We start from the raw sequence: 13,231 nt of genomic DNA on the forward strand, positions 1-13,231 counted from the left end.
CTTCTGGCACGCGACTGCTTTCATGGCGCTTCGCTTCAGCATTCTGGGGGGGGGGCAGTGATCGGGGCAAGCCATACCTTCGACTCGACAGTTCATTCCTTTGCAGCATTGAGGTGGCTTTCCACCGCGCGGAACGTCAGCAACAGCAGACCGGCTATTCCGAGCGTGAGGGTTGCGCCTATGGCGCTGGCCAGCAAGCCTGCGAGCAGGCCACCCACCGCCTCGAAGCCGAAGCGCATGGCGATGTATAGGGCGATCACGCGGCCGCGCAGCGCGACCGGGGCATCGCCCTGCAACAGCATGTTGGTACTAACGTTGTTGGCAGTGATGCCAAAGCCCAGCAGGGCCAGTAACAACAGCGCCAAGGGAAGCGGCAGCTTGAACGCCAGCAGGCAAAGCGCCAGAGCGCAGCACAACTCGGCGATGAAGATCACGCGCCGCAGGCGGTGCAAGGCGCCGACGAGAGCGAGCATGATCGTGGCCACGAAGGCGCCGGCGCCGGCGGCCCCCCATAGCCAACCCAGCATCCGGGCGTCGCCGAGGTAGAGCGTCTTGGCCAGTACTGGCAGCAAGACGCTGTAGTTGGAGGCGAGCAGGTTGACGGCGATCACCCCCAGCATCAGGCGCCGGACCGAGAAGGTACTCCAGACGTAGCCCAAGCCTTCACGAAACATCTGACTGGTCGAACCGCTGGCTCTGGTAGTCGCGCTGCCCTGAACCTTGGTCAGGCCCAGCAGCAAGGTGGCGAAGGCAATCGCCGTGATCAGGAAGCAGAGTGCTTCGCTACTGGCGGCGATCAGGGCGCCGGCCAACGGAGGGCCGATGAAACGCGCGGCGTTGATCAGCATGGCATTGAGCGCGAGGGCGTTGGGCAAATCGCTGGCATCGGCCACGAAGCTACCGATGAGTGCCTGTCGGAGCGGCGTTTCCAGGGCATTCAGCAAGCCGAGAAGCAGCGCCATGGCAATCAGAATCGGCGCGTCGATCCAGCCCTGCCAGCTCAAGAGCGCGAGCAACAGCGATTGGGTGGCCAGCAGCGACTGCGCAGCGATCAGGAGACGGCGTTTGTCGTGGCGGTCGATCCAGGCGCCGGCGATCGGACCTACGAGCAATTGTGGGGCGAGCGTGAGAAAGGTGATCACGCCCAGCAGGGTGGCGGAAGCGGTGACGTGATAGGCCATCCACGACAGCGCGACCTGCTGCACCCATTTGCCCAGAGTCGATACGCCCTGGCAGGCAAAATAGATCTGGAAGTCACGATGGGCGAGCGCCCGTACCGCGGTGGGCCAACGGGAGGGCTGTGCAGATTTCGCCAAGAAGGCTGTCTCCAGATTGACTCGGCAGGCAGCGGCCGGTCCGGCAGGTCAGGTGCGGCACCGCGATAACCAGCACGGCGATGCTTAGGACACTAGCTTCGACCCCCTGGCGCTCATCCCATCCACGGCGGGCAGCGCGCAGAACTCGTCAGCAGGGCGGCCGTTCTAGTGTGCGGGGTAACAACCAGCTATGCGCTAGGTTTTTAGAATGTCATTTCGTTTTGTTGTTTGCAATGGCTAGCCTGGCAGTCCGAGCAGCTGGGCTGGCAGATGTTGGCCTGACGTTGGCGAGACGAAGGTCTCCTCGTCCGGCCCTAGCGGCCGGCACGACGCCGCTGTCGAGCATGAGGTGGCAAGCCGTGCCGGCCGGAAGTGAGACCGAGTGCCTTCAGTCCTGGCGGGGCGTCGATGCCGGGGAGGGCGCATCCTTTTCCGGTAACGATCCGTGGCGAAGCAGATGCACGACCTCGTCTTGCGTCTGGTTGACCGCCCCGAGGCGCTCGATCAATTCGGCCGCGCGACTGCCGCGCAGGCCGGCGGTGGTGAGCTGGCCGGCATGGACGTAGGTGTATACCCCGGACACGGCGAAGGCCTTGATACAGGCGATATGCCGCGCCTGTTCGGCCAGGCAGCTGCGGAAGGCTTCGCTGGCGAAGAAGCGCCGGCGTTCCAGCGGCGAGGCGAAGACGATCTCCACCATCGACAGCGCTGCGCGGATGGTATCGGCCCTGTGCACCACCTCTGGCGATGGCGGATGTTGACCGTCGTTGACGAAGGGCACGCAAGGGTGCACGCGCACTTTCAGGACGGCCGATTGTGCGGCCAGCCAGGGGCCTAGCTGACTCAGCAGATAATTGTTCAGGTCCGCGAGGTTGTCGCGGGGATGCAGGTGCAGCTGGAGGCGATCCAGCGGGTCGGGGCCGTTATGCTGCTCGTCTGCCAGGGTGTTCTTGAGCGCGTGCGAGCCGTTGGGCAGATCATAGGCGAGCGTCTCGGCGAACATGTTCTGTTCGTCACTGAACAGCACGGGGCTGGCTGCCTGGAAGGTGCGTTGACGCTCTTCGTCAGCGAAGCCGATCTCTACCATCCCATCCAGTTCGTAGTCGGGAATCTCCCGGATACCCTCGGCCAGCGGCCACAGATGGGCGTCCTGCTCTCGGTCGAAATGGTACTGCACATAGTGGTCGAGGCCCGGCAGGCGGGCGCACAAGGGACCGTGTACGTCACGCCAATAATGGGCGAACAGGTCCTGGGGCACGCGTTCGCGGCGCCTGACCGTGGTGTAGCTGTTGAGGATGATCATGGGGCGGATTCCTGGAGGCGAGACTAGGAAAGTGGACCCCTGATTCCAGCGATAAGCTCCGGATCTTGGCGAGCGAGCTCCCTGGTCAGGGTGCGTGGCCGCCCGTGCACAGGCAGGTCGTCAAGGTCCGGGCCGGTCAGCTCGGCACGGGCTGCCCATTCTTCATGGCAACAGTCCTGCGGCCTGGTAGCTGTTGATCGCCTGGTCGAACAGGGCCAGATCCGCGCGGCTTCGCGCCAGCAGCTGGGCGCCGGCGATGGCGGCGTAGATAGCCTGGGCTCGAACCCGGGCGTCTGCGGCGGGACAGATCCCGGTCTCGGCTACGGTCCGCGCCAGCCAGTCGATATTGATCTCGGCGAATTGCTGCACCTCTTGCATCACCGGGGCGGGCAGGTCGTCGTACTCAGCGCCCATGAAGCTGCTCAGACAGATGCGATTGTCGCTTTCCAGGGAGCTGCGAAAGGTCAGGGGGTACTGGCGCAGACGCTCCTGCGGGTCAGGGAAAGCCACCGTCAATTCTTCGAGGCAGGCTTCCGAATTCTCCCAGTAGCGCCTGGCCACCGCCGCAGCAAGTTCGGTCTTGCCGGCGAAATGATGATAGAGACTGGCCGCCTTCACCCCGACCTGCTCCGCCAGCGTGCGCATGTTCAGGCCGCCGTAGCCATGGGCCTGGGCGATCCTGGTCGCGATCTCCAGGATCCTTTCGCTCGAGTTACTACCCGCCTGAGCCCTCATCGATATCTCCAGAAAACCGTGTTGACAGGGGGAACTATACCACCTAGCTTAACGACTACCTAACGTTAGTTAGGCAAATCAATGACGATATCGAAGAGGTGAGCCATGAGTGACGAACTGATTTTCCAGGACGCGACAGCCCTAGCAGCCCTGATCCGTAGCAAGGAGGTTTCCCCGGTAGAGGTGGTTCGAGCCCACCTTGACCGCATCGACGCTGTGGACGGTCGGGTAAATGCCATCGTGACGGTAGCCGAGGGCGCCCTCGACGCCGCCAGGACTGCCGAGGCAGCGGTGCTGGCGGGTGAAAGGCTCGGGCTGTTGCATGGAGTGCCGTTCACCGCCAAGGACTCCATCGACACGGCAGGCGTCATGACGCAGCGAGGCTCGCCGATCTTTCGCGGCCGTATTCCCGGACAGGACGCCACCAGCGTGACGCGTCTGAAGCAAGCAGGCGCGATCCTGCTGGCAAAGACCAACCTCCCGGAATTCTCCTACTGGATCGAGAGCGACAACCTGCTCAGCGGTCGCTCCAACAATCCCTGGGATCTGCAGCGGACGCCGGGTGGCTCCAGTGGGGGCGAGTCGGCCGCCATAGCCGCGGGGATGTCCCCCCTGGGACTGGGCACCGATCTTGCCATCTCGGTCAGAGGGCCCGCCGCCCAGACCGGAATCACGTCCATGAAGGCGACCCACGGGCGGGTGCCCATGACCGGTATCTGGCCCCGCGCGCCACGGCGCTTCTGGCACGTCGGGCCCATGGCCCGCTCGGTCCGGGACATCGCCCTGGCGTTCTCGCAGCTGGCTGGTCCGGATAGGCAGGATGCCTTTTCCACCCTCGCGGCTCGCGATGTCGGCAAGCTCTCCGAAAGACTGACGCGTCCCCTGCGGGTGGGCTGGATGGTCGGCCCCGGCTTCGGGCCGGTCGATCCCCAGGTGGCGGCGACGGTCAAGGCTGCCGCCCAGGCGCTGGCCGGCCTGGGTATCTCGGTCGAGCCGGTAGGCATTCCGGCGCTGGAAAAGGATTTTGCCCTGGATGTCTTCAACCGCCTGCACGTCATGGAAATGAAGCCGGCCTTCGCCCAGGCCACGGCGGGGCGGGGCCAGGATGAACTCTACAAGATGGCCAAGACGATGCTATCGCTACCCGATACCTCGATGAGCGACTTCATCGAGGCCGAACAGGCTGCCGAGCGTATTCGCGATGGCTACGCCGAATACTTCGCCCAGTACGATGCCCTGATCACCCAGGTGCTGCCAATCCCCGCGCACCCGCACGGTGTCGAAACCTTCGTCATCGACGGTCAGACGGTCGACGCGACCTATCTCCAGGGCGCTACCGTACCGCTGAACGTCGCGGGCCTCCCCGGTCTATCGATGCGCTTCGGCACCAGCAGTGAAGGTCTGCCAATCAATGTCCAGGTGGTCGGGGCCTGGCACGACGAAGCCACCATCCTGCAGTTGGCAGCGCTGCTGGAGAGCGTCAGCACGGTCAAGGACCTGCATCCCTCGTTAAGTCGGTAGAGGGGCGGCGGGTTGTCCGTCAGCCGAGGGACGAAGGGGCCGCACGGTTTCGTCAGCAAACCTCCAGACGGCAGCGAGCACCTGTCAGGTATGGATTCCTTGCAGGTGCCCGCACTGCGGGATGCTTCTCGTCGGAGGACAGGCGTTTCGGCTGCTGGGCCGGCATGGCAGGAGGAAGGCAGCTTTCAAACGTCGTCCAGGCCTGCGTTCAGCGCCAAGCCGCCCTGGATGCACCCTTGATGGCGCCGACACCCAGGAGCCTGTCGCATTATCAGAGGAGCCTTTCAGACCTGCGCCATGCCGCCGGCGACCCACCGCCGCACCTAACGGGCTTGCCGGGGCGCAAGGTGCGAGGTCGAGCCGATCCAGCTGGCATTCGTGCCGCTCGTGATGTGGCGGGAACGACGCCGAGGCCTGGCGACGTTCAGTCAGCGTTGGCGCTACAACGACTGACGCCTGGGTCGATCAGAAGCGAAATGCCTGGCGCCCGATCAACAGCCAATGGCCTTTCTGTTTCTGCCAGATCTGAAAGTTCTCGATCTCGGTCGGCACTACCTTGCCACTGTTTACGGCCTGAGCTGAAAAGTGGTTGCGTACCAGCGCGACGTCCCCGGATAGGGTGATCTTCTGGTTGAGCATCTTCAGCTCGTTGAATGCGCTTTTGCCGGTCTCGATGTCGGTGATGAACGCCTGCTTGTCCTGGATGTTGCCGCTCGAATGTCCATAGGTCAGGTTGTCTGCGGTCAGCGCCTTGAGCTGCGCAATATCCTTGTGCCACATGGCCTGGGTCAGTTGGTCGACGGCGGAGGCGACGTCCCTTTCATCACTCGTTGCTGCTGCGACATAGCCACTGAACAGGCAGAGGAAACCTACCGCTAGTTTCAACTGTTTCATGCTCGGATCCTTTTGTTGTAGTTGTCGGAAATGCCAGGTGGCGAGAGCCACAGATCACGCCGCCTTATCTGTCATCGTATGACTATTCGATTGTGCCTGGCGGGAGGGCGCAAGACCAGCCCTGGGTGCCTACCCAGAAAGCGCCGGTCTGGAGGCCGCCCAGCGGGCTTGCCACTGTTCGTCGGTCACCTTCGGCTTGAGATCGAATCGAGCTGGAATCCGCGGACCGCCGGCTAGCTGAGATGGCAGGCCGGTTTCTTGATAGTCGGGACATCGGTCATGGCGCTTCTCGACGAACATCCCGAGCGAAGGCCTGTTGCCGCGTGCACCAGGTGGCGCCGAGTCGAGAGGTCGGTAATGCCGACGGGATGGCCATCTGGCCGCGTTCACCTCAGCGAGGGGGCGGGTGGCTCGTCCTCTGCCGTCCAGGCGCTAATGCGCCCGGTACTCGTGGCTGATCGCTACCGACTCAACTCATAGGCGCACATGTTCACCGTGGCCGCCAGATTCAGGGACTCGATGGCGCCCGCGCCGGCGATGGTGAAGGGCTGGGCGTTCAGGGCCGCAAGGTGCTCACGGGGAACGCCGCGGGCTTCGTTGCCGAACAGGTAGCAGTCGAAGGCTGCGAAAGCAGCGGACTGCACCGGCATGCCCTGCATATCCAGGCAGGCGAGGCGGGGGAAGCGCTCCTGCAGGCCGTCGAGTTCGACGTCCAGCTCCAGCGGGGTGTGGAAGATGGCGCCCATGCTGGCGCGGACCACCTTGGGGTTATAGGGGTCGACGCTGCCCGGACTGAGCAGGCAGCGAAAACCTCCGAACCAGGCCAGGGTGCGCAGGATGGTGCCCAGATTGCCCGGGTCCTGGATCTCGTGCAGATAGACGGCGCGCTCGCCCTCGACCGCTGCTGCCACGGGCTCCCGGGGCATTGGCACCACGGCCAGGATGCCTTGCGGGGCCTTGGTATCGGCAAGCTGCGCCATCTGCCGATCGCTGATCGGGTGCGTCCGGAACGGACTCTGCCAGTGTTCGTAGGCGCCCGTCACATAGAGTTCGGCGCGCTGCAGCTGGGGATTCCCCCGCGCGGCCTTTTGCAGTTCCAGCGCCAGGTGCTCGCCCTCCACCAGGAAGTGACCGAATTCGGCGCGGTACTTCTTCTGGTGGAGCTTCCTGATGTCGTCGAGCTTCATCAGCCAGCGGCCCGAACCAGCGGGGCGGCCTGCGCGTCGCCTTCCGCGAGCATCGCCTTGGCCAGGGCTTCGGCCACCTTGATGCCGTCCACGCCGGCGGACAGGATGCCGCCGGCGTAGCCAGCGCCTTCCCCGGCCGGATACAGGCCGCGCAGATTCAGACTCTGCAGGCTGTCGTTGTCGCGGGTGATACGCACCGGCGAGGAGGTGCGGGTCTCGATCCCGGTCAGGATGGCGTCATGGCGGTCGAAGCCGCGGATCTGCTTGCCGAAGGCGGGCAGGGCTTCGCGAATGGCCTCGATGGCGTAGGCGGGCAGCGACGGCGCCAGATCGCCCAGGCGCACGCCGGGCGTGTAGGAGGGCTCGACTTCACCAAAGGCGGTGGAGGGCACGCCGCGAATGAAGTCGCCGACCAGTTGGCCGGGCGCCGAATAGTCGCTGCCGCCCAGTTCGTAGGCGCGCGATTCCAGGCGCTCCTGCAGTTCGACGCCGGCCAGCGGATCACCGGGGAAGTCCTGCTCGGGATTGATGCCCACCACGATGCCGGAATTGGCATTGCGTTCGTTGCGCGAGTACTGGCTCATGCCGTTGGTGACCACGCGGCCCGGCTCGGAGGTGGCCGCCACCACGGTGCCGCCCGGGCACATGCAGAAGCTGTAGACGGCGCGGCCGTTCTTGGCGTGATGCACCAGCTTGTAGTCGGCGGCGCCCAGTTCCGGGTGACCGGCGTACTTGCCCAGGCGGGCCTGGTCGATCATGCCCTGGGGGTGTTCGATGCGGAAGCCGACGGCGAAGGGCTTGGCTTCGATGTACACGCCCTGGCGATGCAGCATGCGGAAGGTGTCGCGCGAGCTGTGGCCCAGGGCAAGCACCACGTGGCGGCTGTGCAGGGTCTCGCCATTGGCCAGCACCACGCCTTCGAGCTGACCGTCGTCGATCAGCAGATCGGTCACCTTGGTTTCGAAGCGGACTTCGCCACCGAGGGCGATGATTTCCTCGCGCATGGCCGCCACCACGCCGGTCAGGCGAAAGGTGCCGATGTGCGGCTTGCTGACGTAGAGGATCTCTTCCGGCGCGCCGGCGCGGACGAATTCGTGCATCACCTTGCGGGCGTAGAACTTCGGATCCTTGATCTGGCTGTAGAGCTTGCCGTCGGAAAACAGCCCCGCTCCACCTTCGCCGAATTGCACGTTGGATTCGGGGCTCAGCACCTTCTTGCGCCACAGCGCCCAGGTGTCCTTGGTGCGGCTGCGCACCTCCTTGCCGCGCTCCAGCACGATGGGCTTGAAGCCCATCTGGGCGAGCAGCAGGGCAGCGAACAGGCCGCAGGGACCGAAGCCCACCACGAGCGGGCGCTCGGCCAGATTCGCCGGGGCCTGGCCGACCGGGTAGTAGCCGGTGTCCGGTGCCGGGCGCACGTGCAGGTCATTGGCCAGGCGCGCCAGCACCGCCGCCTCGTCGCGTACCTCCAGGTCGATGATGTAGATGAACAGGATGACGCTGTTCTTCTTGCGCGCATCGTAGCTGCGCTTGAACACGGTGAAATCGAGCAGGTCGGCGTCGCTCAGCTTCAGGCGCTGGAGGATGGCCTGGCGCAATTCGGCAGGGGTGTGGTCAAGCGGCAGCTGCAGTTCGTTGAGGCGAATCATGGCAATAATCCTGGCCGGTGACTCCGGCAAAGGAAGGGACGAGGAGGGGTAGGGCGGCGATTGTACCCGGCGGCCCCGGCGCTGTCAGGCCGGGACGATGGGCGCTCCTTTGGGCGGTCTGACGGTCGCTCGGGCGATCGCTGATTCGTCCAGCCGCGTTATCGGCTTATAATCGCCGCCACTTCGCGGCCGGCCAGACCTGGCGAACGGCCGCTTCTCACCCGCTTTCCCGTGGTAGTTCCAACATGAAAAGATCCAAAAGCAGCCGTCGCTGGCTGGATGAACACGTCAACGATCCCTTCGTCAAACGCGCTCAGAAAGACGGCCTGCGCTCGCGCTCCAGCTACAAGCTGATCGAGCTCAACGAGAAGGACAAGCTGATCCGTCCCGGCATGCTGGTCATGGACCTGGGCTCGGCCCCGGGCGGCTGGTCGCAGGTGGCGGGCGGCATCGTCGGCGAGAAGGGCCGGGTGGTGGCGACCGACATCCTGCCGATGGGGGCCCTCGACAACGTCGACTTCGTGCAGGGCGACTTCACCGAGGATGCCGTCTTCCAGAAGATCCTCGGCATGCTCGAAGGGCGCCAGCCCGACCTGATCGTCTCCGACATCGCCCCCAACATCAGCGGGGTCGCGGCGGCTGACCAGGCGGCGGCCATGTACCTGGTGGAGCTGACCCTCGACATGGTGCGCCAGGTACTCAAGCCCGGCGGCAACTATGTGGTCAAGGTCTTCCAGGGCGAAGGCTCCGACGAATTCCTCAAGGACGTGCGCACCTCCTTCGAGAAGGTGTCGATCCGCAAGCCCGAAGCCTCGCGTCCCCGCTCGCGCGAAGTCTATCTGGTGGGCAAGGGCTTCAAGGGCTAGCTCAGTCCGGACCGCCGGCGCGGGCCTGTTCGCTGGCCCGCCGGGCTGATCGTCCGCTCCGCATTAATACCTGTCGCTACTCGCTGAGGGTCCGCGCCGGACGCTGGATCAGCGCGTAGCGCATCGGCGCGTCCGGCGAAAACCGATTCCCCGCTCGGGAGATGCTGAAAACCCCGTAGTCAGGGCCAGCACGAACGGCCGTTCCTCTTGGTCCAGGTCGCGCAACTGTGAAGCGATGTTTCCGGCGGGAGTTAATTCCTGGGCGACTGCTAGGGTTTCCTCTTCATCTGCGCTCAAGCAGGGGTTGCGGTGAGCCTGTGCCGAAAACTAGGGGGCGGAAGAGATGGATAGCTATGTATTCGAGACCGCCAGAAGATTGCTGACGGAGGTCTACGGATCGCTGTACGAGCTGGAAAGCGGGCAGGGCTTCAGGTGCGTAAAGGCCGAACGCGGCCAGATCTTCCTGTATCGGCCGGTCGCCGGACTGGCCGAGGGCAATCGGGGCGAGATTGCCTTCGAGGTCGAATCCCACGCCAGGCGCGCGGGCCGAGGGATCGTCGAAACCCGCCAGTTCTTCAGGCAGTTGAAGGTCGACAGTGGCCACGCCACCGAATGCGACAGTCGCTATGACTGGCCGCGGATCGGCTTCACCACTAAAGAAGAAGTCACGCCTATCGTGCTTCAGCTGAAAGCCTTTCTTGGCGTACGCAGCTGAGACTTTCAGGCAGATAGCGCGGCCAGGGACCCTGAATGCGTCCGCCGGCCGCCTTGGCAGCGAAGGTGCCCACTCGGGGTGAACACCCTCGTCGAAGGGCGACGGGCTGCCGGACCGATCTCAGGCCGGTTCTTCGAAGCGGGCATAGCCCACGGGTATGCCGCCTTGGGTGGCATGCCGCGAGCTGTCGATCCGCGCAGCGGCGCGCTTGGCCAGTCCCGGTCCCGAGCGTTTGGGAGCGGGGTGCGTCAGGTCCGGCCCGCCCAGGGCGCTGTTCAGGGTGAAGAACTCCATCAGTTGCTGGAGCAATTCGGCCTGGCTGCTCATCTCTTCGGCGGTGGCGGCCAGTTCCTCGGACGCCGAGGCGTTCTGCTGGGTGACCTGACTGAGCTGCAGCATGGCGCCGTTGATCTGCTCGACGCCGGAGGTCTGTTCTTCCGAGGCGGCGGTGATCTCCTGCACCAGGTCGGAGGTCTTGCTGATGGAGGGCACCATCTCGTCCAGCAGCGCGCCGGCACGCTCGGCCAGGGCCACGCTGCCCTGGGCGACGTTGCTGATCTCCTGGGCGGCGACCTGGCTGCGCTCCGCCAGCTTGCGCACCTCGGAGGCCACCACGGCGAAGCCCTTGCCATGCTCGCCGGCCCGCGCCGCTTCGATGGCGGCGTTGAGGGCCAGCAGGTTGGTCTGGTAGGCGATGTCGTCGATGATGCTGATCTTGGCCGCGATGGTCTTCATGGCCACCAGGGTGTCCCTGACGGCCTGGCCGCCTTCGTTCGCCTCGCGGTTGGCCTTGCCGGCCATGCCGTCGGTGACCTTGGCGTTCTCGGTGTTCTGGGCGATGGACGCCGACATCTGCTCGACGCTGGCGCTGGTTTCTTCGACCGAGGCGGCCTGTTCGGTGCTGGCCTGGCTGATGCTCTGGGCGGTGGCGGAGATCTCCTCCGAGGCGCTGGCCAGCCCATCGGAGGCGCTGCGGACGTCGCTGATGATCTGCGACAGGCGCTGGTTCATGCCGTCCATGGCGCGCAGCAGCGCGGCGGTCTCGTCCCGGCCCTCGGCGTCGATGCGCTGGGTGAGGTCGCCTGCCGCCAGGCGATCGGCGATCGCGACGGCCGCGCGCAGGGGCCGGGTGATACTGCGACTCATCAGGAAGCCGAGCAGGATGCCGAAGGCCACGCCCACCGCGATGATGCCGATCAGCATGACCCGGCTGCGGGCATAGATCTGGTCGGTGAGGTCATTGGCATCGCTGGCGTTCTGCTCCTTGCGCTTGGACAGGTCGGTCATCAGCACGCCCACCTGGTCGCCAAAACGGCGGACACTGACCAGCTGATTGTCCAGCTCAGGATCGGCATCACGCAGCGTCCGCTTGCCGGCGATCGCCATGGCCTGGTCCAGCTGAGAGGTATAGCTGCCGAGCAGCTCGTCGATCTGCCGGAAATTGGCGGCCGATGCCTCGCTGCTGAACAGGGGGCGGGCCCTGGCGAGATTGTCCCGCACGTTGGCGAGGCCCAGCTTGACCTCCGCCTGGGCACGAGTGCGATCCTCTTCGGAGGTTGCCAGCAGGTAGTTGCTGCGCGCGCGGCCGATGAAGACCAGATTCATGTTGGCCTCCTTGATGTAGGAAAGGCCGAGCAGCTCGTTCTGATAAAGCTGAGTGGCCAAATCATTGATCTGGCTGCTGTTGCTTAGGCCCGCCAATCCCACCACCAGGCTGATGGACGCCACGGCGATGAAGGACACGATGAGGCGGGTGCCAATCCGGAAATTCTTGAACATCTGAAAGCTCCTCGGAAAAGGACTAGCGGTCACGGCTAGCTGCAAGCGACGACAGGATAGTGACGTCAATAGTCAGGCTTTCGGATCCAATATCTGGAAGTTTATGGTGGCTCTTTGCCGCATTTACAAATGGCCGCCAATTCGCCGAAATTTCCTGAAGTTTGGCCAATAAACGTTGTTGCAATAGCTTTTTCGAGAAGACCAACCAAATCGGGTGGACCGCACTGGACCCTGGATTAGCCTCCTGGCTCGATTCGTCGTGATCGACCGTTCTGCATTGCGCGACGGGATGGGGCGCTAGATTGCAGCTACCTGCTGTTTGAGCAGCTCGCGCAAACGCTGGGCAGCTGGGCTAAGTAGCTGGCCGTGCCGGGTAACGATACCCAGTGAACGGGTGATGGAGGGTTCAACCAGGGGCACGGCAACCAGACAGGTGTCGAGCGCACTGCTGGGAATGGCCAGACGCGGTACCGTGGCCACGCCCAGTCCGGCGGCCACCAGATCGATCACGGTTCTAACGTGTCGCGCTTCCAGAACCGGTTTGGGCAGGTTGGGGATCTTGGCCAGGGCCAGATCCAGCAGCATGCGATTGCCACTGGCCTTGTTGACTGAGATGTACCTGTGACCATCGAGCTCTGCCCAGCGCACTGCAGCGCGCGCAGCCAAGGGATGAGTGCTGCGGCAGACCAGCACGAAGTCGTCCTCATGCAGAGGTTCGAAGACCAGATTGCCTTCCTGGGCACCCAGGTAGTTGATGCCGAAGTCCGCCTCGCCACGCGTCACTCGGGTCAGTACATCACTGGCGCCTTCGTCCATCAGCCGCACCAGAATGCGCGGATACTGCTGTTGATACTGCTCGAGCACCTGGGGCAAGAGCTGATTGACCGCCGTGGGGACGCAAGCCAGGGTGACCTCGCCGGTCAGACGGTTCGCCGCATCCGTTACGTCCAGCAGCGACTCGTCGAAGTCGTTGAGAACCTGCCGAGCGCGCCCGAGAAAGGCTCGGCCAGGCGCGCTGAGTTCGATACGGCGCGTGGTGCGATTGAGCAGGCGGACGCCAACGCTGGTCTCCAGCTTGATGATGCGGCGGGACAGCGCAGGTTGGGACAGATGTAGCTCCCGTGCGGCAGCGGCGAAGCTGCCAAGATCCGCGACGGCGACAAAGGCACGCAGATCACCCATATCAACATTCATGTTTTTCATGCATGGGTCCATTTGATAAATGCAGTTAAGTTTAGCGGGCTGCTGACTCATGCTGTGCAGGCG

Annotated in this window: 11 protein-coding genes; 3 read left to right on the top strand and 8 right to left on the bottom strand. The window is 64.2% G+C overall.

The genetic code is table 11. The features are described from left to right. Nucleotides 1-92: 92 nt before the first annotated feature. The 3 genes from QMX82_RS09715 to QMX82_RS09725 all read right to left on the bottom strand — a co-directional run bounded on the left by QMX82_RS09715 (nucleotide 93) and on the right by QMX82_RS09725 (nucleotide 3,354). A complete protein-coding gene (locus QMX82_RS09715) occupies nucleotides 93-1,316 on the bottom strand; it encodes an MFS transporter (RefSeq protein WP_282282775.1) in 1,224 nt (407 codons plus the stop codon). Between the two features lie 388 nt (nucleotides 1,317-1,704). Further along, nucleotides 1,705-2,619, bottom strand: coding sequence for an EthD domain-containing protein (locus tag QMX82_RS09720; protein WP_282282777.1), 915 nt, complete (start codon nucleotides 2,617-2,619; stop codon nucleotides 1,705-1,707). Between the two features lie 162 nt (nucleotides 2,620-2,781). Then, entirely contained in the window at nucleotides 2,782-3,354 is a 573-nt protein-coding gene (locus QMX82_RS09725; protein ID WP_282282780.1) for a TetR/AcrR family transcriptional regulator, read from the bottom strand. 105 nt (nucleotides 3,355-3,459) lie between these two features. Between QMX82_RS09725 and QMX82_RS09730 the strand changes: the two genes are divergently transcribed. Beyond that, nucleotides 3,460-4,875, top strand: a complete 1,416-nt coding sequence (locus tag QMX82_RS09730; RefSeq protein WP_282282782.1) for an amidase — start codon at nucleotides 3,460-3,462, stop codon at nucleotides 4,873-4,875. Nucleotides 4,876-5,340: 465 nt separating this feature from the next. On the opposite strand, the gene QMX82_RS09735 is transcribed toward QMX82_RS09730, so the two are convergent. The 3 genes from QMX82_RS09735 to QMX82_RS09745 form a co-directional block, all read right to left on the bottom strand. Continuing rightward, a complete protein-coding gene (locus tag QMX82_RS09735) occupies nucleotides 5,341-5,769 on the bottom strand; it encodes a nuclear transport factor 2 family protein (protein ID WP_282282784.1) in 429 nt (142 codons plus the stop codon). Nucleotides 5,770-6,230: 461 nt separating this feature from the next. Then, nucleotides 6,231-6,956 carry a TrmH family RNA methyltransferase gene (locus QMX82_RS09740; RefSeq protein ID WP_282282786.1) on the bottom strand — a complete coding sequence of 242 codons (726 nt, stop codon included), beginning with the start codon at nucleotides 6,954-6,956 and terminating at the stop codon, nucleotides 6,231-6,233. Then, nucleotides 6,956-8,605, bottom strand: coding sequence for an NAD(P)/FAD-dependent oxidoreductase (locus QMX82_RS09745; RefSeq protein ID WP_282282788.1), 1,650 nt, complete (start codon nucleotides 8,603-8,605; stop codon nucleotides 6,956-6,958). The genes QMX82_RS09740 and QMX82_RS09745 overlap by 1 nt, the downstream gene beginning before the upstream one ends. A gap of 245 nt (nucleotides 8,606-8,850) precedes the next feature. Here QMX82_RS09745 and rlmE point away from each other — a divergent pair, with 245 nt between their 5' ends. Both rlmE and QMX82_RS09755 read left to right on the top strand, forming a co-directional pair. Next, entirely contained in the window at nucleotides 8,851-9,471 is a 621-nt protein-coding gene (gene rlmE / locus QMX82_RS09750) for a 23S rRNA (uridine(2552)-2'-O)-methyltransferase RlmE (RefSeq protein ID WP_059315259.1), read from the top strand. Nucleotides 9,472-9,814: 343 nt separating this feature from the next. Continuing rightward, complete coding sequence (locus QMX82_RS09755) at nucleotides 9,815-10,186, top strand: hypothetical protein (protein WP_282282796.1); 372 nt, start codon at nucleotides 9,815-9,817, stop codon at nucleotides 10,184-10,186. 120 nt (nucleotides 10,187-10,306) lie between these two features. Here QMX82_RS09755 and QMX82_RS09760 read toward each other — a convergent pair whose 3' ends face one another. Beyond that, entirely contained in the window at nucleotides 10,307-11,965 is a 1,659-nt protein-coding gene (locus QMX82_RS09760; RefSeq protein ID WP_282282798.1) for a methyl-accepting chemotaxis protein, read from the bottom strand. 297 nt (nucleotides 11,966-12,262) lie between these two features. Beyond that, a complete protein-coding gene (locus QMX82_RS09765; protein WP_187981373.1) occupies nucleotides 12,263-13,159 on the bottom strand; it encodes a LysR family transcriptional regulator in 897 nt (298 codons plus the stop codon). Nucleotides 13,160-13,231: the final 72 nt, after the last annotated feature.

This window comes from Pseudomonas sp. PS02302 (genome assembly GCF_029959585.1).
Lineage (GTDB): Bacteria > Pseudomonadota > Gammaproteobacteria > Pseudomonadales > Pseudomonadaceae > Chryseomonas > Chryseomonas aestiva.